This window comes from Nostoc sp. (assembly GCF_035638895.1).
Lineage (GTDB): Bacteria > Cyanobacteriota > Cyanobacteriia > Cyanobacteriales > Nostocaceae > Nostoc.
Genome location: NZ_DASQZC010000429.1, coordinates 1 through 21,277, shown reverse-complemented (window position 1 = coordinate 21,277; position 21,277 = coordinate 1). Strand labels below are relative to the sequence as shown.

18 protein-coding genes are annotated in these 21,277 nt (G+C 42.3%); 7 read left to right on the top strand and 11 right to left on the bottom strand.

Annotated features, from left to right (window positions below; genetic code table 11):
- The 3 genes from VE944_RS21910 to VE944_RS21900 form a co-directional block, all read right to left on the bottom strand.
- Positions 1 to 650: hypothetical protein (locus VE944_RS21910; RefSeq protein WP_324981805.1), on the bottom strand; the 650-nt coding region annotated here is incomplete at its 3' end.
- Complete coding sequence (locus tag VE944_RS21905; RefSeq protein ID WP_324981802.1) at positions 647 to 1,408, bottom strand: hypothetical protein; 762 nt, start codon at positions 1,406 to 1,408, stop codon at positions 647 to 649. The genes VE944_RS21905 and VE944_RS21910, both read right to left, overlap by 4 nt.
- Entirely contained in the window at positions 1,405 to 1,905 is a 501-nt protein-coding gene (locus VE944_RS21900; protein ID WP_324981799.1) for a hypothetical protein, read from the bottom strand. The genes VE944_RS21905 and VE944_RS21900 overlap by 4 nt, the downstream gene beginning before the upstream one ends.
- Before the next feature lie 412 nt (positions 1,906 to 2,317).
- Between VE944_RS21900 and moeB the strand changes: the two genes are divergently transcribed.
- A complete protein-coding gene (moeB, locus tag VE944_RS21895; protein WP_324981796.1) occupies positions 2,318 to 3,493 on the top strand; it encodes a molybdopterin-synthase adenylyltransferase MoeB in 1,176 nt (391 codons plus the stop codon).
- A gap of 254 nt (positions 3,494 to 3,747) precedes the next feature.
- Here moeB and ftsH4 read toward each other — a convergent pair whose 3' ends face one another.
- Together ftsH4 and VE944_RS21885 are read right to left on the bottom strand one after the other, a co-directional pair.
- On the bottom strand, positions 3,748 to 5,616 hold the full coding sequence (ftsH4, locus tag VE944_RS21890) for an ATP-dependent zinc metalloprotease FtsH4 (protein ID WP_324981792.1): 1,869 nt from the start codon (positions 5,614 to 5,616) through the stop codon (positions 3,748 to 3,750).
- An 88-nt stretch (positions 5,617 to 5,704) separates the two neighbouring features.
- Entirely contained in the window at positions 5,705 to 5,890 is a 186-nt protein-coding gene (locus VE944_RS21885) for a DUF2949 domain-containing protein (protein ID WP_012408660.1), read from the bottom strand.
- Between the two features lie 364 nt (positions 5,891 to 6,254).
- On the opposite strand from VE944_RS21885, the gene VE944_RS21880 reads away from it, so the two are divergent.
- Positions 6,255 to 6,392 (top strand): hypothetical protein, encoded by a 138-nt coding sequence (locus tag VE944_RS21880; protein WP_324981784.1) that lies wholly within the window; start codon positions 6,255 to 6,257, stop codon positions 6,390 to 6,392.
- 192 nt (positions 6,393 to 6,584) lie between these two features.
- Here the strand turns inward: VE944_RS21880 and VE944_RS21875 are convergent, their stop codons facing one another.
- The gene (locus tag VE944_RS21875; protein ID WP_324981782.1) at positions 6,585 to 8,600 is read right to left on the bottom strand and encodes a protein phosphatase 2C domain-containing protein; all 2,016 of its coding nucleotides are present in this window, start codon (positions 8,598 to 8,600) and stop codon (positions 6,585 to 6,587) included.
- Between the two features lie 233 nt (positions 8,601 to 8,833).
- Here VE944_RS21875 and VE944_RS21870 point away from each other — a divergent pair, with 233 nt between their 5' ends.
- Together VE944_RS21870 and VE944_RS21865 are read left to right on the top strand one after the other, a co-directional pair.
- Entirely contained in the window at positions 8,834 to 9,268 is a 435-nt protein-coding gene (locus VE944_RS21870; protein ID WP_324981780.1) for an NfeD family protein, read from the top strand.
- Between the two features lie 129 nt (positions 9,269 to 9,397).
- Positions 9,398 to 10,405, top strand: coding sequence for an SPFH domain-containing protein (locus VE944_RS21865; protein ID WP_324981778.1), 1,008 nt, complete (start codon positions 9,398 to 9,400; stop codon positions 10,403 to 10,405).
- A 432-nt stretch (positions 10,406 to 10,837) separates the two neighbouring features.
- On the opposite strand, the gene VE944_RS21860 is transcribed toward VE944_RS21865, so the two are convergent.
- Positions 10,838 to 11,242, bottom strand: coding sequence for a Fur family transcriptional regulator (locus VE944_RS21860; protein ID WP_229458398.1), 405 nt, complete (start codon positions 11,240 to 11,242; stop codon positions 10,838 to 10,840).
- Between the two features lie 144 nt (positions 11,243 to 11,386).
- On the opposite strand from VE944_RS21860, the gene purS reads away from it, so the two are divergent.
- Both purS and purQ read left to right on the top strand, forming a co-directional pair.
- Complete coding sequence (gene purS / locus VE944_RS21855) at positions 11,387 to 11,665, top strand: phosphoribosylformylglycinamidine synthase subunit PurS (RefSeq protein ID WP_324981774.1); 279 nt, start codon at positions 11,387 to 11,389, stop codon at positions 11,663 to 11,665.
- A gap of 121 nt (positions 11,666 to 11,786) precedes the next feature.
- A complete protein-coding gene (gene purQ / locus VE944_RS21850; RefSeq protein WP_324981771.1) occupies positions 11,787 to 12,461 on the top strand; it encodes a phosphoribosylformylglycinamidine synthase subunit PurQ in 675 nt (224 codons plus the stop codon).
- Positions 12,462 to 12,583: 122 nt separating this feature from the next.
- Here the strand turns inward: purQ and VE944_RS21845 are convergent, their stop codons facing one another.
- Positions 12,584 to 13,762 carry an RNA-guided endonuclease InsQ/TnpB family protein gene (locus VE944_RS21845; RefSeq protein WP_324981768.1) on the bottom strand — a complete coding sequence of 393 codons (1,179 nt, stop codon included), beginning with the start codon at positions 13,760 to 13,762 and terminating at the stop codon, positions 12,584 to 12,586.
- A 60-nt stretch (positions 13,763 to 13,822) separates the two neighbouring features.
- On the opposite strand from VE944_RS21845, the gene VE944_RS21840 reads away from it, so the two are divergent.
- Entirely contained in the window at positions 13,823 to 13,993 is a 171-nt protein-coding gene (locus VE944_RS21840; protein ID WP_324981766.1) for a hypothetical protein, read from the top strand.
- Between the two features lie 211 nt (positions 13,994 to 14,204).
- Here the strand turns inward: VE944_RS21840 and VE944_RS21835 are convergent, their stop codons facing one another.
- The 3 genes from VE944_RS21835 to VE944_RS21825 form a co-directional block, all read right to left on the bottom strand.
- Positions 14,205 to 15,773: a beta-barrel domain-containing protein gene (locus tag VE944_RS21835; RefSeq protein WP_324981762.1), complete on the bottom strand. Its 1,569-nt coding sequence runs from the start codon at positions 15,771 to 15,773 to the stop codon at positions 14,205 to 14,207.
- Between the two features lie 127 nt (positions 15,774 to 15,900).
- On the bottom strand, positions 15,901 to 18,903 hold the full coding sequence (locus VE944_RS21830; RefSeq protein ID WP_324981759.1) for a peptidase domain-containing ABC transporter: 3,003 nt from the start codon (positions 18,901 to 18,903) through the stop codon (positions 15,901 to 15,903).
- Positions 18,904 to 19,923: 1,020 nt separating this feature from the next.
- A partial coding sequence (locus VE944_RS21825; RefSeq protein ID WP_324981756.1) for a DUF4114 domain-containing protein occupies positions 19,924 to 21,277 on the bottom strand: 1,354 nt, incomplete at its 5' end.

Below are 21,277 nucleotides of genomic sequence, written 5' to 3'. Positions count from 1 at the left end.
ATGTCGCGGTAGAATGCCAATGCTGCTTCGTAGCGCTCTAAGGCTTCGCTTGCTCGATAAACTCGAAATTGTGCTTTACCTGCCCAATAATAAACTTCTGCTTTAGCTGGAGTTGCCACTTGCTCTGCTGCAATCTGTTCTAATAATGCTGTAATCAGTGATTCTAGTTCGGCAACACGAAAATTATTGTTCCACTTTTGGGCTAAATTTTTAAGTTCACTGCCTTCCCACTCGCGGTCAACTACAATCAAGTGATACAGCCATTCAATTTGAGTTTCTGGCTGTTCATTGGTGCTGCCAAAATACTCAACTGCTCGTTGCGACAATGTGATAAATTCATCCCGACGTTCTAGCCGCAAATGTTTTAACATCAGATTTCGCGTCAAATCATGAACATTATGCCCTCTATCAGGAAACTCTTCTACAAAAGGTAAAGCTTGCAATTCTGTATAAAGCTGAGATGATTGGGTTTGCAATTCTGGGCGCAGTGCTGCCAAAATCTCTGCATTAAACCAGTGTGGCACTACCACCGCCCATACAGCCGCAGCTAACTCAGGCGAAAGCGTCAAAAGCAAACTTTCCGTGACAATCCAAGAGCGTTCCTCATCTGTTTGTGCCTTTGCCAGCTTTTGCAATAATTCACTATTCATTGCTGTTTGCTTTTTAGGGCTTGTAAGGTCTTATCAATCTCCTGAGGTTGTCCTTTGAGTATTAACATCGCCATGTTTACCTCATCTCGATTGAAAGGCAGTTTTTTGTTTTGGCTGTACTCATACCACGCCTCTCTATCTAAAATGGCTTCCAAGCAACAACAGTGATGTAAATCCATCCACTCAATTGTCGGTTGAGGAATCTGCTGCCCAGCAATTACTACAATTAACTTGGGTGTATCAACAACATCTGCTAAAAATTCGCCCTCTAACCAGTCTGCCAATTCTTGGGGAGCTTTTTCGTAAGTATCAAACAAAAACACCAGTTTTTGGGGAATTCTTTGCAAGTCGTAAAAAAATGCCTCGCGTAGTTCAGTCAAACGAAAATTCCGCGTACTTTCATCTACATTAGATAACACCACACTAAACTGATTATCTTTGCCAATTATTGTTGTGTCAGAGACTTCTATCCCTGAACGAAGATATCGTTCAACAGCAGCATTTAAGTAAGGAAAACGTTGTTCTCCTAAAACCTTACGTACACGAGAAAAGACGTAGGAAATTCCTCGCTGTGCTGATTTAAGATCCATTTCCACACACAATGTATTTTTTGTAGACAATGTATGCTTAAACCGTATCAGTAACGAAGTCTTACCTAAACCAGATTTAGCTTCAATCAGTAGCACCCGTTTGGCAACGCTTCCCTGCACCATCTGGTTGAAAAGTAAAACTTCCTGTGTGCGATTGGCAATAATCATGGATTCGGAGGATTATTTTGTTGGGGAGAAGATGGAGGATTGGCATCATCTGTCACAGAAAACTCTTGGTTTTCACCGTCTATCTGAGTATCTTCTACCCAAACGTCTCCTTTAGTAACTTTTGCTTTATTTCCCTTTCCTGTCATGTGTGTTCCTTTGACAACAGTTCCCCGATTTATACCTGGCTGAGGGGGAGTTGATTGTGCAGACTGTCTACCCCAAATGTTACCGAAGATGAGTTGAAGAATATTAACTAAAAAGGCTCCCACTAAGGCAGCACCAATCATTTGAACCAATCCTCTGACATTTGATGTTTTAGCAACATTTCCAGACAACCATGCCCAAATTCCTCCTAAGAGGGCAAGTTCAATTACTACAGCAATAACCAAGAACCAGCTACCCCGAAAGGTTCTTAACGGGGGTAATTGATTAATCAGATATCCAGAAACGGCACCGATAAATGCAGGTACTAAAATTTGTAAAAGCTCGTTTGGCATAGCAAAACAAACTAATTCGGTTGCGATTTTGCTTAATTAGGCTGAATTTACTATACACCCTAAATATTTAACGGCATCAGGATTTACGCAAAGGCAACGTAGTACTTTCGTCATTGCAAGCGTTGCGTACTCCTTCAAAGAAGCAAGCTACGCAAAGCGTCTCTATACCGTAAAGCCTGCGGCATAGCTTCGCTTAGAGAAGGCTTTACGCTACACTGCGTTCCGCTCGTAATGACTAATCATCGCTGCGTAAGTCTTGTTCATGGATAATCAAGTGCGATCGCTAATCCCAAAACTGAAGAGGTACAGAAGTAGCTTTTCCCACAGTAAGATAAAAAAACAGCTCAAAGACTAAATTAGTATTTTAATACTAAAATTACTAGATTAAACGTTGAAACTATTGGTACATGGTATGTCGCTCAATCCCAATCTGGATGAAATCCAGTTGACTAAAGATGATTACGAACGCTACTCCCGACACCTGATTTTACCGGAAGTAGGACTAGAAGGACAAAAGCGCCTAAAAGCTGCCAGTGTCCAGTGTATTGGTACAGGTGGACTAGGTTCACCACTACTTTTATATCTGGCGGCGGCGGGTATTGGACGGATCGGGATTGTCGATTTCGATGTTGTCGATACTTCCAACTTACAACGCCAAGTCATCCACGGTACATCGTGGGTAGGTAAACCTAAGATTGAATCGGCAAAAAATCGCATTCACGAGATTAACCCCTATTGTCAGGTTGATTTATACGAAACCCGCCTAACTTCCGAAAACGCCTTGGAAATCCTTGAACCTTACGATATCGTCGTAGATGGTACTGATAACTTTCCCACGAGATATCTAGTTAACGACGCTTGCGTATTGCTAAATAAGCCTAACGTCTACGGTTCAATTTTGCGCTTTGAAGGGCAAGCTACTGTATTTAACTACCAAGGTGGGCCAAATTATCGTGACCTTTTCCCAGAACCACCACCACCAGGGATGGTTCCCTCTTGTGCAGAAGGTGGCGTATTGGGAATTTTGCCAGGAATTATTGGTTTAATTCAAGCAACAGAAACTGTCAAAATTATTCTGGGACAAGGTAATACTTTAAGTGGACGATTGCTGCTATACAACGCCTTAGATATGAAATTCCGGGAGTTGAAGTTGCGTCCTAACCCAATTCGCCCTGTGATTGAAAAACTGATAGACTACGAACAATTCTGCGGAATTCCCCAAGCTAAGGCAGAGGAGGCTAAACAGCAGATGGAAATGCAAGAAATCACCGTTAAGGATTTGAAGGAGTTGCTCGATAGTGGTGCAAAGGATTTTGTACTGCTAGATGTCCGCAACCCCAATGAGTACGACATTGCCAAAATTCCTGGTTCAGTGTTGGTTCCCTTACCAGACATTGAAAATGGCAATGGCGTTGCCAAGGTGAAAGAAATATTGAACGGTCACCGCTTAATTGCTCATTGTAAGATGGGTGGGCGATCGGCAAAAGCCCTCGGCATTCTCAAAGAAGCTGGGATTGTTGGGACGAATGTCAAAGGCGGAATTACTGCTTGGAGTCGAGAAATTGATCCTTCTGTTCCAGAGTATTAAAAACGCAAAGTAATATCATGTCCGCATAAATAGTTATGCTAACCACATCCACTAAACCCCACCCCCAGCCCCTCCCCGCAAGCGGGGAGGGGAGACAAAGCGTAGCTTTGGCGGGGTGGGGTTCTTCGGGTTTTAATAAGCAATCAAGCGGACATGATATAACGCAAAGTAACGCAGAGGTACGCAAAGATTATTCTCTGCGTACCTCTAAGTTTAAAACCTGACTTTCTTAATTACGAATTACGAATTACGAATTACGAATTAGCTAGGGGTTTAATTTGACCTAGCAAACTGTGCAGTTTTTCGCCTTCAATGACCTCTGTTTCTAAGAGTTGAGTAGCGATCGCTTCTAGCAAGTCTCGGTTCTGTCTAAGAATCTCTAGGGCTTGCTCATGGGCTGTTTCTACGATTTCCTTGACTTCGTTATCAATGGCTTTCGATGTATCTTCACTCACCGCCCGCCGAGGATTACCCCCACCATTACCCAAAAACATCGATTGTTGTCCTTGTTGGTAAGCCAGTGGCCCTAAGACTTTGCTCATACCATAAGCTGTTACCATCCGTTCTGCCAAGTCAGTTGCTCGTTGCAAATCGTTGGAAGCACCGGTTGTAATACTGTTAAACACAACCTCTTCGGCGGAACGTCCACCTAATAGAGTTGCAATCTGACCCCGCAGTTCCTCTTCATTCATCAAAAAGCGGTCTTCAGTTGGTAATTGCAGAGTGTAACCCAAAGCTGCCATTCCACGAGGAATAATTGAAATCTTTTCTACGCGACCGTTTCCTGTTGTTAGCGCCCCGACCATTGCGTGACCGACTTCATGGTAAGCAACAATCTTTTTCTCAGTCTCGTTCATCACTCGGCTCTTCTTCTCTAAACCGGCCACTACTCGCTCAATTGCTTCGGCAAAGTCTTCTTGAGCAACCCTTTCACGCATATTACGGGCTGCTAATAATGCGGCTTCGTTCACCAAGTTTGCCAAATCTGCACCAGCAAAACCAGGAGTACGAGTAGCGATCGCTCTTAAATCTACATCATCTCCTAATTTTACCTTTTGAGCGTGAATCTTGAGAATTGCTTCCCGACCAGATAAATCGGGACGGTCTACCAACACCTGGCGGTCAAAGCGGCCTGGACGCAGCAATGCAGAGTCAAGGCTTTCGGGGCGGTTGGTAGCTGCTAATACAATCACTGTCGCATCTCCAGCTGCAAAACCATCCATCTCAGTTAGTAACTGGTTGAGAGTCTGTTCTCGCTCATCGTTACCACCGTAGAAGCCGTTACTGCTACGAGACTTACCAATTGCATCTAATTCATCAATGAATACAATACAAGGAGCCTGTTTCTTTGCTTGTTCAAACAAATCGCGCACTCTGGAAGAACCTACACCGACAAACAATTCTACAAACTCCGAACCAGAGATACTGAAGAATGGAACTCCTGCTTCTCCGGCTACGGCTTTGGCTAAAAGTGTCTTACCAGTACCCGGAGGCCCAACTAACAAAACACCTTTGGGAATCCTAGCGCCAATTTGCGTAAATCGTGCCGGAGTCTTAAGGAAATCGACAATTTCCACTAACTCAGTTTTCGCTTCTTCTACGCCAGCCACGTCTGCAAAGGTGATTTTAGCTGATTCGCCTTCAACGTAAACTTTAGCTTTGCTCTTACCAATAGAAAGCGCACCTTGGGGGCCACCGCCACCACCACCACGGGCGAGAAAGAACTGCCAAATACCAATAAAAATCAGTGGTGGAATCACCCAACTTAAAAGGGTTGTAAACCAAGTATTTTTTGGTGGAGGTGTAGCAGCAAATTCAACTCCCTTTTGTTCTAGCAGTTTGGGTAACTCTAAATCAAAGATTGGTGTAGTTGCAAACACCTGGGGCGGCTCGGCATTTTCTGCTTTTAGTTGGTAAATAATCTGGTTTTGACCAACCGAAACGCGGCTAACTTCCCCTTCTTGTACTTGATGAATAAACAAGCTATAGGGAACACCAGTCGGGCCAGAGGCAAATAAACCAGGCAAAAATAAATTTAAGAGCAAAAATAGCCCTGATACTGCCAGTAATACATTAGCAATGATCCGAAAACGAGGTGACTTAGGTTGTTCTTTAATTGGCATTGACGTTACTAATCCTTAAAATGAAACCTGTTGAAAACGTGACTTTCACAGAAAGTCCGTTATTTACCATCCAAATAGTTGAAGCAGCTTATACTGTTTCCAACCAATCAAAAATTTGGGCTAACTGATCCAGTGTTACCAGTCCATACTGCCAGAGGGTCATAGCCAAAAAGTTAGGGGTCTGCTCACAATGTCGCAAAGCAAGAGAAATTGCTCCACCAGAAATACCCAACTCTTCCTTTAAAAAATGCACCAATTGATCTGTAGCTTTCATAAGCAATGTTAAATAAGCTTTATTTCTGAGAGAGCTTAACTTGTGTGATGTAATGTCCAGGCTTGTTCAGTTTGTTTTTATCGTTAACAATACTACCGCTTCTCATAAGAGAACTCCTCTAGCAATGGTTGCAGAATTTTTTATTTATGTAACTAAACTTAACAATTAAATTAATCTTTGGGAACTAACGAGCAAATACGGTTTACCGTACTCAAAGAGTTAATATCACTTAAAATGAGAAAATTTGAGCAACGCGGATTTAATTAAGTACAAAACCTCACCCCTAACCTTTCTTTTGAGCAACTATCATTAGTCACATCTTTCTTAACACGGGTGTAAGGCAGACTCAGAGGGAGTGACAGCAGTGAACAATGGCAAAATGATTGACAAAATCAACATAAAGTGTGGAGTTGGAGAAGGAAGCGATCGCCTTTGCCAAAGTCATGTAAAGTTATCTGTGGTGCGATCGCTTCACTGTATTATCTCACCAGTTAAACCGTGACTCTAAATTCAGAAACTGTCTTCAGCAACGTTGCAACTGAGACGGTTCCCGTTAACTCTGTAGCGGTTCCCGTCACGATTGAGATGACTAATGTTTAAAAATTGGTCATCAACATCCTGATTCTTGTGACTAACATATAGGTAATAAACCTACAATAGTTGTCACTAGAAGCTAGTTCCCACTTCTGATTCCCTATTTCCCACCCGGACACAGTTGCTGCATTCTTTGGGGAAGTTGCCGACACATCTGCTGAAATCCTTGAGGATTAAATTGCCACCAAGCTAATAATCCCAGACTTGTACCCCCCACAAGTAACGCCAACACTCCCCCTAACATTATCAAACCTTTACCCCGCTTAGGTTTTGTAATTAGGGTTGGTGGGATTTTAGGGCTTAAAACTGGTTCTTCTGAAAGATCCAAATCTAGATCCAAATCTAGCAAAGCTTGCGAACTTTCTGTAAAAGAAATTGGTTCTTCCAGTTCTAGTTCCTCTAGTTCCTCTAGTTCCTCTAGTTCCTCTAGTTCCTCTAGTTCCTCTTCTTCTTGTATCTCTGCTTCTATAATCTCTTCTGGCAAAGCCGGAGTTACAGGTACTAAATATTCTGGGGAGACACGGCAATAAGTGAGAACAACCGATGTATTATCACGCCCATTTTTTTCGTTTGCCAAGTCAATCCAGTTGCGGACAGCATCTTCAACTGTCAGTTCACCTGTTAACACGGGTATTGCATAATCTTGCCAAGATTGTTCCACCAAGTTTTTATCACTTAAACCATCAGAACAAAGTAGTAATAGTCCATCTTCTTCTACAATGAATCGCTGAACCTTGAGACGCAAAGATTCTGCATCTCTTGTCCCCAATGCTTGAGTTAAGGCATTAGCATCTGCTCTCAAAAGTGCCTTTCGATATAAGCTTTTAGCAAAGCGTACTTCCCGCGTTGCCACATCATCATCTACTGTCAGTAGCTGACAATAATTGCGAGTAATCCAATAGGCACGGCTATCGCCAACATTAGCCAAGTAAAGTTCATGGGTATTATTTGATTGCCAGCCAGTACTCGTCTGCACTCGTTGGGGAACTTGCAGCGCCATGACAATGGTTGTAGCCATACGTTCTTTGCCTTGGCGTTTTTGTTCATTATTGCGGGCACTAATCAGATTATTTACTACCCGTAAGCTTGCTTCTAATTGTTCCTGCAATAACTCTGGTGGTACAAGTACAGTTTGTTCTCTAACCTCCTTGAGTAAAGCGCGAATTTGCAACTTTACAGACTGCACCGCCAACTTACTAGCAACCTCCCCGCCTTCATGCCCGCCAATGCCATCGCAAACAATCGACAAGTGAGGCAATAAAGGTTCATCTAAGTCACTTAAAGAATTTGGGTAGCAAGCGTCTTCATTTTGCGCCATAATTGGGCCAATATCTGTAGAGCCTGCCACTTTCAAAACTAATGGCAATTCTGCCGCAGATGCTAGTAGTAAATTATTGAGTTGAATATTAATAGTCTCTAACTCAACCTCATCACACATCTGCTGGACTATATTTTGTAATTCTTTGGCTACTGATGCCTTTGCAGACGCTACCCAAAACTGCCAGCACTCTCCCAGATTTCGTAAACTCAGTTTCTCATCTGCTGGTGTTTGGTAAAGTTCCAACAATCGCACACACCAACCTTGAACTCTCAAATTGTCTACTACTAGCAAACTGCGGCTAAGTCCCAATTCAGATAAAGGTGTCCAAAGTTGGAGAATTTGCCACAGCCAATAAACTTGTCGTACCGCCGTTGTTTGCTCCCATGCCTCAACAATAGTTGGATAGATATTTCCTTTCTCATCTATCGGCACATTTTCTAATAAGAGGATATTAGTTGTATCTCCCTCAAAGTTACTAGCAAACCCATAAGCTTGGGGGAGATGTAATCGCTCTTGATATAATCGTAGGTAAGGAATTACTTCCGTTGGCAATTCTTCAGGTACATCTGGCGACAGTCCCGGTTGAGTATCCAGCCAAATCTGGCGACTAATTACCTCATACCTCTGTGCTACCCTCGTACCTAGTGAGATTTTGGTAGACAATGAGCCAGTAGCCCAAAGATAGCGATGAACTAAAGGAGTTTGACAAGTGGCACAAACACTATCTCCAATAGGATTAATGGGGCTATTACAGCGTGGATTTATACAATAAATTATCAGTTGAGTAGAAATCATAAAGGTATAAATTTAACAAACAAATCAACTAATGAACTTCGATTAAGTTTAGCTGGCAAAGATTTGAAAGCTAGAATAGACTGGATTTGTGTACCGCTAGCTACATCTTGTTACTGAAATTAATCAAAATTAGTGGTAAAAATGCCAAGTTTGGTTTTCTGTAAATAACTTACGTCTGGCTGTATCTAATCGTAGAAATGCATTTACGTCAATGTAGAGTTTAGGATGGCGCTATGCCAAGTTTTACTTTAATCTGGCTTCTGGCAGGAGCAGTCCTGTGTTTAATAGAACTGTTCTTACCGTCGGCGTTTGTCGCCTTCATGATGGGAATTAGCGCTTTAGTGGTGGCGCTGCTGTCTGGAGTGGGTTTGGGAAGTGTATGGTTGCAAGTTGTAGTTTGGCTATTACTTTCCACATTACTAATCGTGCTTTCTCGTCGGTTTTTGCAACCGCGACAACGCAAATCAAAAATTCAGGATGCAGTCATAGCTGAAACTTTAACAGAAATTCCGCCTGGGAAAACAGGGCGGGTGCTGTATGAAGGAAATTCTTGGCAAGCACGATGTGACGATGACAAATTTACCGTACCACCCCATCAAAAAGTTTATGTGGTTAGGAGAGAAGGTACTACTTTGATTGTGATACCAGAAAATTTGTTGAATTCTTAGTTAATGGGGAGTGGGGAGTGAAAAGTTAGGAATAAAGAGTTATTGATCTCCATTCCCTTTATCTTCCCTCATCCCTCATCCCCCACTCCCTACTCCCCACTCCCTTTATTAAAAATTAGGAGATTCACAATGGAACAGTTCTTTTTACTAGTATTTTTAGCCCTTGGTGGTTCTGCCGTAGCGGGATCTGTGAAAGTTATCAATCAGGGCAATCAAGCTTTGGTGGAAAGATTGGGTAGTTATAACAAAAAACTGGAACCAGGGCTAAACTTTGTCATTCCTTTCCTAGATAGAGTTGTCTACCAAGGAACTATTCGAGAAAAAGTCTTAGATATCCCTCCTCAACAGTGCATCACCCGTGACAACGTTGGCATTGAGGTAGATGCAGTGTTTTACTGGCGGATTGTGGATATGGAAAAAGCCTGGTACAAGGTAGAAAATCTCCAGTCGGCAATGGTAAACATGGTGCTGACTCAAATTCGCGCCGAAATGGGGCAACTGGAGTTGGATCAAACCTTTACTGCTCGTTCCCACATCAGTGAACTTTTATTACAGGATTTGGACGTTGCTACCGATCCTTGGGGTGTGAAAGTGACACGGGTAGAACTGCGAGATATTATTCCGTCTAAGGCAGTGCGTGAATCGATGGAATTGCAAATGTCGGCAGAACGACGCAAACGGGCAGCAATTTTAACTTCTGAGGGGGAACGCGAATCTGCTGTCAATAGTGCTAAAGGTAAAGCCGAAGCGCAAATATTGGATGCGGAAGCTCGTCAAAAATCGACAATTTTGCAAGCAGAAGCTGAACAAAAGGCGATCGTTTTGAAGGCTCAAGCTGAACGTCAGCAACAAGTTTTGAAAGCCCAAGCGATCGCAGAGTCATCAGAAATTATTGCACAAAAGCTCCACAATAACCCCAATGCCAATAAAGCAGTAGAAGTTCTGTTTGCCTTGGGCTATTTGGATATGGGCGCGACAATTGGTAGAAGCGATAGCAGCAAGGTCTTATTTATAGATCCGCGCACTATTCCTGCTGCTTTTGAAGGTATGCGTTCTGTTATCTCAAATGGTCAAGTTGACTCTAACGAGTTGTTTTCTAAGCAAATACCAAAATTAGAAAATAATCGTCCTGGTTAGGAGTGGTAAGTAACTACGCAAAATTAATTACAGTCATTGCGAGCGTTCGCGCAGCGTCTCGTAGAGATCCCAGCCGCAAGCGAATTGCTACCCTTCTCCTGACAGAGACGCTACGCTAACGGGAAGGCTTCGCCTACATTCCGCAACTCTTAGAGACGCTACCGCGTAGCTTGCTTCCCCGAAGGGGTACGCTCCATTCGCAATGACTTTGTGTAATTAATTCTGTCTGACTACTTAGCTGCTTCTTCAACGCTAATTCTCAACACTGCATTACTCCTGTAGTTAAGCTTGAAGATCAAAGAAAATTTCCTGCTCACACCATTTCTTTATAGAAATCCACATTATTAGCCTGTATGAGCAGGCTTTTTTCTGGTAGCCACGGGCTTGAGCCTATGGAAAAATGAAGTACAATATTACATAGAATTGGTATGATTATTGACTAATTTCACTAGCTTGATTTACCTGGCATTGACTGCACAACCCAAAAAACTCTAGGGTGTGGTAAAAAACTTTAAACTTATGGCTGGATTCTAACTGGTCTTCTAAGTCATGAACTGGGCATTGATTAATGGGAATTGAGACACCGCATTGCAAGCAAGTAAGATGGTGTTTGTCTTGCTGCGCTAGACTATAGAGGGCTTCACCGTTAGCCAAATTCCGCACTTGTACCATGCCTTCAAGTTTTAAGGCTTCTAGGGAACGGTAAACTGTTGCTAAACCCATGCTCTGATTTGTGTTACGTAGTTCTACGTAAATATCTTGAGCGGAAATGCCTTTTTTGATGGTTTTCAGTAGATTGAAAATACGCTCTTGACTGCGGGTGCGTATGGCTCTCATAGACAATTATTTTAATATGCCACTGTAGTTGAAGCTGTTAGATGGGCTAATTGATCAATTAACTTTAACGGCTTCGTAATCTTATTTTCACTCAGTTGGAACAGAAAGTTATAGTATAGCGATCGCAGCATTCAGCAAAAGCCCGTGCAAACAAAGTATCTTGCCAAAATTTTCGTGACGCTTCGTCCTTCAGTTTTAGACCCTGCTGGCGTAGCTGTACAATCCGGTCTTAAGCAAATGGGATACGAGAAGGTTGACCAGGTGCGGATTGGTAAGTACATTGAACTCACCATTACCTCGTCTGATGAGAAAAAAGCTCGTCAAGACCTCGATCGCATTTGTGACCAAATGCTATCAAATCCCGTGATTGAAAATTATCGCTTTGATTTGATTGAGGTCGAAACCCAAACTGGGGTTTTTTAGGGCATGGGGCATGGGGCATTGGTCAAGAATCAATACTTCCCCTGCCTCCCCTGCTGCCCCTGCCTCCCCTGCCCCCACTCCCCACTCCCCACTCCCCACTCCCCACTCCCTTTGATTAATCATGAAATTCGGTGTTATTGTTTTTCCCGGTTCTAATTGCGATCGCGATGTTGCTTATGTAACCAGAGACTTGCTCTTACAACCGACTCGCATGGTTTGGCATCAAGAAACAGATATTGCTGATTTGGATGTCGTTATTATCCCTGGTGGCTTTAGTTACGGGGACTATTTACGCTGCGGTGCGATCGCGCGTTTTTCACCCGTGATGCAGCAGGTTATCGAACACGCCCAAAAGGGTAAGTTTGTAATCGGTATTTGCAACGGGTTTCAGGTATTAACTGAAGCTGGACTTTTGCCAGGGGTGTTGACTAGAAATCGAGATTTGCATTTTATTTGCGATCGCGCCCCCTTAAAGGTTGAACGGACTAATCTTCCTTGGACGCAAGCTTATACGACTGGTGAAGTTATTACTTTGCCAATTGCCCACGGAGAGGGCCAATTCTACGCTGACGCAGCCACTCTGGCAGAAATTGAAGATAACGGGCAAGTTGTGTTTCGCTATGAAGGGGAGAACCCCAACGGTTCACTGAACAATATTGCCGGAATTTGCGATCGCCAGGGCAATGTGTTGGGGATGATGCCGCACCCAGAAAGAGCATCTGACGCGATGCTGGGCAGTAGCGATGGCTTGAGGCTGTTTCAGGGATTGTTAGAGAAGGTAGCGGCATTAGCCTAGAGCAAATATCGGGCGACTAGGTTGGGCGTTTTGCGATCGCTGTCTGAAGGATTTCTACAAATGGCGATCGTTCTATCACATCAATTGACACTCCCCATGCGTAAACGCAGGGGATTCTAGCATCACTGACGTTCTTTGCTTTTACAGGACTTGCGTCCAATAGAAGTAGTGAGAACATCTCCGCTAGCGTTACTTCCCGGATGCCCTCCGGTAGCGCTTGCACGACTTAAAATTACCTTGGCAGCATTCACATCGCGTTGCTCAACGTATCCGCAATGTGGACAAGAATGAGTACGAGTGCTTAGAGACTTCTGAACTCTAGCACCGCAGTTTGAGCATTCCTGGCTGGTGAAGTGGGGAGGAACTGCAATGATTTCCCTTCCAAACTTCTCACCAAAGTATTCGAGCCACTGGCGGAAGTTGTACCAAGAAGCATCACTGATGCTTTTGGCTAGCTTGTGGTTTCTCACCAAGCCGGAAATATTCAAGTCTTCCACAATCACCTTAGCGTTAGCTAGGCATAAGTTACGCGCCAGTATAAGAGCGTGTTCATTTCTTTTTCGTGTTACTCTTAAATGCTTCCGAGCATAAATACCACGCGCTTTTCTTCTACCAGATGACCCTTTTTTCTTCTTGTAAATTTTGCGTTGAACCCGTTTGATATCTTTCTCAGCTTTACGCAAAAATCGCGGGTTCTCTTCATGGTTGCCCTCTGAGTCAGAGTAGAAGTACTCTAGCCCGACATCTATCCCGATTTCAGAATCAGTGGATGGTGCTGCTTGTTTATTCTCAACTTTCACGCAAAATTGTACATAGCAACCATCAGCACGGCGTACAATTCGGACTCTCTTGATTAGCTCGACAGGGTAGGCGTGGATATCCCATTTACCTAATAACTTGATTTCACCAATACCTTTTTTATCCGTAAAAGTTATTCGCCGTTTTGACGGGTGTAACTTCCAAGACTGTTGCTTATATTCAACAGAGCGACTATGTTTCTTAAATCTTGGATAGCCTTTCAGCCCAGGTTTTTTAGCTTTGCAATTAGCAAAAAATCTGTTGATTGCTCGTTCAACATTTTCCACTGATGCTTGAGTTGCATGGCTACTTAAATTTCTGACAAACTCATATTCGCCCCGTAACTGAGTGTTGTATTGGTACAGTTCTTTTTTGCCAACACCGCGATTATCTATCCAATATCTAAGTACTTTGTTTCTGACAAATTGGCTTGTACGGATAGCTTCATCTATGGCTTTTAATTGGGCTTTTTTAGCTACTGCTTTATATTCCAATACCAACACTCTCTAATCACCTCCCTTACATTTGCTAAACTGTATTTAGTATACACGGCATTACTAAACATGACAACTAAAAAGCGATTAAGAAATATACCTGTTTTGCATGATGAAGTGAAGGCGAAGAGAACTGTGGTACTCACTCCTACGGCTTGGGAAAATATTAAAGCTGAGGCAATAAGTAGGGGTATCAGTGCTAGTGAGCTAATAGAAGAATGGGGACGGGCGATAGCGTAGCGTTAGCGAGTCTTGCCTACGGCACGCTGCGCGAACGAGCGTCTTAAAATCGCCAACAGCTAACCCCCATAAATGAATTTAGGGGCTAGCCCACCGTTGCTATTCTGGTCTAAACCCTTGCTCTTTCTGGTATGGCAGGAAGCAGAGCATCAAAGCCGTTTTTGTTAGCTCCGAGGCAGTTTTCCTCCTGCCTCGGAGCTTTCTTGATAAATTAACGTACCTCTTTAAGAGTATCAATTTGCTTGGTAAACATCTCAGTGAATAAACTAAGCACAGTCCGTTCTTCGCGTACTTTTATATTGGCACTAATTGACATACCTGATTGCAACGGGACGTTTTTACCCCTAATCACTAAAGATTGGTTATCTAAACTGAGCTTTGCCGGAAATCTATAAAACTGATGTGTTTGATCTGGCGGTAATGCGTCTGATCCTATCCCAGCCAGTTCCCCTTTGATATCACCAAACTCGCTGTAAGGAAAAGAATCAATTCTGACATCTACCTTCATCCCTTTTCGCACAAAACCAATATCTTTGTTAGTGATGAAAACTTCAGCTATATACTTTTCATTTGGGACTATTTGCAGCAGTTTTGTAGTCGGAGTCGCTACAAATCCAGGGTTTTTTGCTTGTAAATCGAAAATTGTTCCGGCTACAGGTGCACGCAGTTCTTGATATTTAACATTTAACTGTGCTTGAGAGATTTTACTATTGACATCTGCCAAACGCTGCTCATTATCTAAAATAATTTTCATGAATTGGCTATCGATTTCGGCAATGCGCTGTTTGTTATTAGCTATCTTATCCAAAATGTTTTTATCAGAAACAGCCACCGTATTGCTTAACTCTTGTTGCCCTTTTTGTATATCAAACTGAAGGCGTTTTTCTTCCTCGCCTAATTGCGCTACTTCCGCCGTGCGGTTTTGTACTTCTTGTTGTTGGTTGAGATACTGAAGCTGAGAAATACCACCTTCTTCTGCTAATATCTTAAGTTTAGCTAAAATGCCCTCTTGAATAGCCAAACTTGCCTTACTATCTTCTAGCTTATATTTATTTTGAGCTAGTTGTTTTTTGGTTTTTTCTACTTCTAACCGCGCTGCCAAAGAGCGAGAGTCTAATTCTTTTTTGGCAACTTGTAGAAGTTGTTGCTCATCAATACCTAGTGCAGTACCTACACCAGAATTTTTTAATTGAGTCCGTAATAATTCATTTTCTCCTACTAAGGCTGACCTACTTTTCAGCAGAAAAGCAGTTTCTTGTGGCAAATCACCGCGCAAATACGATAGTTCAGATCCGGTGGCGTTAGTTGCCCCCATTAATCGGCGATAAATCTGGTTTTCTCTAATTAATGCAACGCGAATTTTATTTAAAGAATTTAATTCAGCAACAGAAGCAATGGAATCGAAAGTCAGCAACAAATCTCCTGCCTTTACTGCTTGCCCATCTTTAACATTAACTGTTTTCACGACTCCACTAACAGGAGCCTGAACTTCTTTGATTGTTCCTTCTGGCTTTAATTGCCCTGTGGCTGGCACTACTTGCTCAATTTTGGCAAAATAAGCCCAAGCAATGCCAAAGCAGGCTAGGGCCATTAAAGTCACCATGATTGTACGCGACCAAATTGGAGATTGGCGCAAGACAATAGATTGCTCAAATTCCTGAGTACTTGAGTTGATTAAAGACTGTTGAGCAGCTTTCTGTTGTTTTGTAAGTACTGGTGAATCTTGCTTGAATCCATTTTTTTGATTGCCGTTGAGGTGATTCCTATTAACTTGAGTCATAACGATTTTGGATTTTGGATTTTGGATTTTGGATTTTTTGTAGAGCAGTTCTTGATGGGGTCATTTCCCCCTGCTCCCTGCTCCCAACCAAGAGCCTCTTCGTTGCCATGCCCCCAGCAATGACTAATTACAAGTTAACATCTTGTTGCTGATACAGGTAAAAATAATGACCTTTAGCAGCCATTAATTCTTGATGGCTACCTTGTTCTATAACCCTGCTATTATCCATCACAACGATCATGTCTGCATTACTTACAGTGTTCAGCCGATGGGTAATAAAAAATACTGTATCACCCTTGAATGCTTTGGCTAAATTGAGACATATTTGCCGCTCTGTGGGATAATCTAATGCGCTGGTTGCTTCATCTAAAACCAGTAATTTTGGCCGTTGTAAAACAGAGCGAGCGATCGCAATTCTTTGTCGTTGTCCACCTGAAAGTGCAGAACCCCGTTCTCCTACCCGTGTGTTGTATCCGTTGGGTAAGTTCATGATAAATTCGTGGGCACACGCAACCTGAGCGGCTTCGATAATTTCTTCGGTTGTTGCATCGGGATTGGTTAGGGCAATATTTTCCTGAACGCTACCATCAAACAACAACGTTTCTTGGGGAACTACGCCTATTTGTCGTCGCAGTGAATAAAGTTCCACTTTGGCAATATCATAACCATCAATCAAAATTCTGCCGGACTCAGTTTCGTAAAGTCTCAGCAATAACTTCATCATCGTACTTTTACCAGATCCACTTTGGCCGACAATGCCGACAAATTTCCCTGGCTCAAATTCGAGGTTGACATTAGAAAGTTGCAGAGGGCCACTTGTGCCAAAACGGAAGGAAACATTTTCGTATTTCACCGCTCCCGTAATCGCAGGTAAGGGTATATTGTAGCGGTCTGTTTCTCCTTCTTGTGGCGTATCGACAATATCGCTTAAACGCTCTAGCGACAAGGCTGTTTCTTGGAAGCTTTGCCAGAGTTGAGCTAAACGCAATATTGGGCTGGTGACGTAACCCGATATAATTCTAAAGGCAATTAATTCGCCTAAAGTTAGTTCTCCTTGGAGTACTAGATAAGCTCCTACCCACAAAACGAGTAAGCTACTGAGTTTGTTGAGAAAGCTGCTGGTAGAGTTAGCGAGGGTAGAAGTTACAACCGTTTTAAAACCAGCAGCGACAAACCGAGCGTAACGCTCTTGCCAAGAAAAGCGCGATCGCAATTCGATATTTTGCGCTTTTACGGTTTGAATTCCTGACATCACCTCCACTAAATAAGATTGAGTTTCGGCGTTGCGTTCGGCTTTGGCACGTAACTGTCTACTAATGGTGGGAGAAGCAACTAAGGTGATAATCACAAACACTGGAATTGTGCTTAAGCCTACTAAGGTGAGTTGCCAACTGTAAATTAGCATCACACCGATATAAACCACCGAGAATAGAGCATCCAACCCGACTGTTAAGGCAGTACCCGTCAAGAATTGGCGGATATTTTCTAATTCGTTGATGCGAGTGGAAAGTTCACCCACAGGTCGGCGTTCAAAGTAGCGCAGTGGTAAACGTAATAAGTGGTCAATAATTTGCGACCCTAAACCCATATCGATCCGGTTAGTGGTATCGACAAATAAGTAGGTTCGTAAAGTAGTCAGTACTGCTTCAAATAGCCCGACTACTAAGAGCAAAATCCCCAAAATATGTAGTGTGCCAATACTATTTTGAGTGATAACTTTGTCGATAATTAACTGAACCACCAGAGGATTCGCCAACGCTGCCAACTGCACGAAAAAGGAAGCGACAAAAACCTCTATTAGGACTCGACGGTGCTTTGACAAATAGGGTATAAACCACCGTAAGCTAAAACGCTCTTGCGGTGTTTGATTGGTAGCAGTCAGCAGTAATACCTTAACTTTGGGCGGAAAGTCGGTTGGATCAACATCTAATTGTTCAACCAATTGAGCGGGTTTGCACCGCACAATTCCTTTGGATGGGACACCCACAACCACGGTATTTGCATCCACTTCATATAAAACGGCAAAATTATCACCATAACGAATCAGCGCCGGTGTCGGAATGCGCGACACTGAGGCGATTGGTAGCTCTATCAACTGTGCTTTAAGTCCGATTAACTCTGCCAGGTAAGCTGTAACTTGAAACGATATCACACCCTGGCGTTTGACTTGCTCAGTTAAGATGCGGCGAACCACTTCTCGACGAAACGGCATTTCTAGGTGCTTCGCGATCATTTGGAAGCAGGCGAAGGCTGTATTTAATTCTCCCTTACCACTAAAAAACGGGTATTTTTGTTTTGACGAACTATTTGGGGTTGGGGGGGCTGCCTGGGGAAATATTTCGTCTGATGCATAGGGAATATCTAATTCCTCTGCGCTATCTGATTTGGTGTTACTTACCGCAAGTACTATCTCATGACTATCTTCTAATATCAAATCTGACGGATGTATGCCAACCAACCGGGCGGGATTTTGACTTATGACTTGAATATTGTCTCTGTCATTGTCCGATTCTATGCGATCGCCAGGTGAAAAATTCGTGACTGTACCTCCGCCACTCAAAAACCAGACTCTTTCCCTATCGAGTTGGTTGAATGGAGTTGCCCCTGGAGGGAGGTAATGTATTTTCGCCTGTGGTAAGGCGTTTTCTGCCACTTCTTTAAAATTTAAAGTAGCTAGCGGTTGCTGTTTCCAATATGAACTGAGAATATCGAAAACTTCCACCAAATAGCTGCGGTTCTTGCGAGCATCGGCAAAATCTGGGTATAAACCCAGAAAACTAAAATATGCCGATGCATTCACGGTTAAACATACTACTTCGGTGGAGGCGATCGCTGTTTCACAGGCAACATCGCGCAACAAACCAATTTCGCCGATAATTTCCCCTGGTTGCAGCAATTTTAGGGTAATTGGCAATTGCGTGTGGGGGTCATATCCCAACAGGCGCACTTGTCCCTCATAAAGGATGGTGATGTGTTCTGGGAGACTTTCTTTACCAATGATTTTCTGACCTATCCGATAGCGCCAAGCTTGCACCTGTTCTGATAGGTTAGCGATCGCTGCATCTGGTAAGCGATCAAACCCTTCTAAGGTGGTGACAAATTCGAGGAAACTGTTCTTAATATAAGTCATATAAAACAAGTAAAAGTGAGGAATTAAGCCGAAAATATTAGGGAGTATTCCTTACTAACAGTGAGAGCCTTGGCTTTTATGCTAGTAGTGGCAATACTTCTGTGCAATTCCGGTGTCTAAATATGTAAAAGTACAGAGGGGAGGTTCGTCTAATTGCAGGACTGTATTTATATCACACGGTTAGAATTGTTAGGCGTTTTTCAAAATCAATTAAAGTATGGTGTAAATACATTGAGAATAAGTTATCACTTGATTAACTTACATAATTTATACAAACTTAAGCTCAGTATTTAACCTTGCAATTATGTTGTAAGAATGGATACTTATCATCAAACGAAGACACAGAAACGTAGTTTTTAAATTTAGCGTCGCTCGTTTTAATTTATGATAATCAACATGAAACTATCATAAATGCTTTTTTAAGTAAATACCCTAGTTAAGAATTATGTAATAAAAAAAACTTTAAATTTCTGAACTATTTTTTACAAATTCTTATAGGGATTGACAGTCTTAACTAATGGCAAAGACGATAAGCTTTTCTTGGTAAACACTGATATGCCGGATTTTTGAAAGAATTATCCATCACTTTTTTGCTAGCTTAATTTAAGAAAAATTAACTAGAAAAATTAATCTTAAGATTTTTGTCACCGTAGAGGAATCAAATATTAAATTTATGAAGTAAATGCAATAACTGCCTTCAGTAAATTTACTAGTTTCATTAATATGGCTCTTCATTACTTATTATGCTAAACACGTATGTAAATCAGCTTAAAAGCTTTGCTAGACAATAATAACAGCCGTTGTTCTTAGCGTTTGAGGCTAGGTTCTGAAATTTACGCTATAGCTGCCTGTAAGGCTTGATTTTCAAGGCAAGCTAAGGACTTTAATGAAAATTCCAGCATAATACGTACCGAAGAACCATTAATATCAAGTCCATCTAATCACTACGCATAAAATAACCCCACCCCGCAACCAGGATGAGGTTGTTTGATTTTGCTAAGTAATTACTCGCGTTTGATATTAGGCAGCATTGACACTCAATTTTATCTGCACAATCACATCGTTGTAATCTTTATCACCACCATTTGGTAAATCCTCAAAACCAAAGGTGTTATTTCCCAACAGTCGAATGTGATCTACCTTATCTAAGTTAGCACCCAAGAATGAGAAGTAAACGTTCTTATTGGCATTGCCATTGAGAATAGCATCGGGTTTACCATCCACAATAATAAATGGTGCAAACAAAGAATTCGGCTCAAAAGTGCCAGTGTAATTTGCAGTACCTTGGTTGTCTACCGCCAAGTCAATACCTCCAACACGCCCACGCACAGCTGCTTCGGCATAACCAGCCTGGCCAACGAGGATATCTGCTTTACCATCGCCATTGCTGTCAATACCACCATTTTCATCAGCCACCTGATAGAAGCCGACAAAGTTGTTGTAAGATGCTTCTCTGTTGACTACAAACTCAGCTTTTACCGATTGTGTCACACTCCGTAAATCAATCAGTTCACCTTGATATTTGCCTTGCAGACCAGTACCTAAAGATACCTCTTCTTCTGTTGCCTGAACTGTCACAACGAAATTCTGGAAGTTGAGAGAAAACCCTTCCTCTTCTATGTTGTTATTTGTAGCTGAGGAAAAAAGGACACTTGAGAAAGAAGTTTTTCCAGACAGTACAGCCTGAGTACTACTGTTAGATACCAGATAGAATCTGAGTTTCGTACCAGACTCGAATTCTAAGATATTTTTCAGGTCATCGTTCTTAAAACCCTTGGGCAGTTTAGCAATGGAGGAGAAAATCACCTTTGAACGCTCTAGAGCCACTTGCGTATAACCCTCTGCACCAGGGGCTATGCCGTTAATTCTACCTTCTTCATCGTCAACAGCAAATACACACAGTTCATTCACCTCTTTAGCGCTGTTGTTTTTAATCTTAATAGAGACCTTTCCTTTACGACCCTTAACTTTACTGTTGACGACAAAGATATTCTGAGTAATATTGACCAGTTGGAAAATTGTTGTTATCTGGGTATTTGTAGTAGACCCAAAGCCATCAATATTAACATCCAACTCTTTATCAAAAGAGAGTCCACCAATGTCAGTAGTGCGAACGCGGACTTTATAACTAGATTTAGTCGCATCAGATTTAATTTTTAAACTACTTCCCTCAATGATGAATGCATCATTATCAGTATCGCCAGTACCCGCTACTAAACTATAAGTGTGATCATCATCTAGGTCTGGGTCAATGGTGGTGAAGTTACCGATGATTGTTTGATCATCATCATCTCCATCACCACTACCACTATCGTCATCATCGTCATCGTCATTGCTGCTAGCGGTAAATATCAAATCTGTGGGTTTATAATTG

What these genes read in the sequence shown, in the direction of transcription:
- VE944_RS21905 (WP_324981802.1), bottom strand. Translation starts at nt 1,408, where the DNA reads ATGATTATTGCCAATCGCACACAGGAAGTTTTACTTTTCAACCAGATG.
- VE944_RS21900 (WP_324981799.1), bottom strand. Translation starts at nt 1,905, where the DNA reads ATGCCAAACGAGCTTTTACAAATTTTAGTACCTGCATTTATCGGTGCC.
- moeB (WP_324981796.1), top strand. Translation starts at nt 2,318, where the DNA reads ATGTCGCTCAATCCCAATCTGGATGAAATCCAGTTGACTAAAGATGAT.
- ftsH4 (WP_324981792.1), bottom strand. Translation starts at nt 5,616, where the DNA reads ATGCCAATTAAAGAACAACCTAAGTCACCTCGTTTTCGGATCATTGCT.
- VE944_RS21885 (WP_012408660.1), bottom strand. Translation starts at nt 5,890, where the DNA reads ATGAAAGCTACAGATCAATTGGTGCATTTTTTAAAGGAAGAGTTGGGT.
- VE944_RS21875 (WP_324981782.1), bottom strand. Translation starts at nt 8,600, where the DNA reads ATGATTTCTACTCAACTGATAATTTATTGTATAAATCCACGCTGTAAT.
- VE944_RS21870 (WP_324981780.1), top strand. Translation starts at nt 8,834, where the DNA reads ATGCCAAGTTTTACTTTAATCTGGCTTCTGGCAGGAGCAGTCCTGTGT.
- VE944_RS21865 (WP_324981778.1), top strand. Translation starts at nt 9,398, where the DNA reads ATGGAACAGTTCTTTTTACTAGTATTTTTAGCCCTTGGTGGTTCTGCC.
- VE944_RS21860 (WP_229458398.1), bottom strand. Translation starts at nt 11,242, where the DNA reads ATGAGAGCCATACGCACCCGCAGTCAAGAGCGTATTTTCAATCTACTG.
- purQ (WP_324981771.1), top strand. Translation starts at nt 11,787, where the DNA reads ATGAAATTCGGTGTTATTGTTTTTCCCGGTTCTAATTGCGATCGCGAT.
- VE944_RS21840 (WP_324981766.1), top strand. Translation starts at nt 13,823, where the DNA reads ATGACAACTAAAAAGCGATTAAGAAATATACCTGTTTTGCATGATGAA.
- VE944_RS21835 (WP_324981762.1), bottom strand. Translation starts at nt 15,773, where the DNA reads ATGACTCAAGTTAATAGGAATCACCTCAACGGCAATCAAAAAAATGGA.
- VE944_RS21830 (WP_324981759.1), bottom strand. Translation starts at nt 18,903, where the DNA reads ATGACTTATATTAAGAACAGTTTCCTCGAATTTGTCACCACCTTAGAA.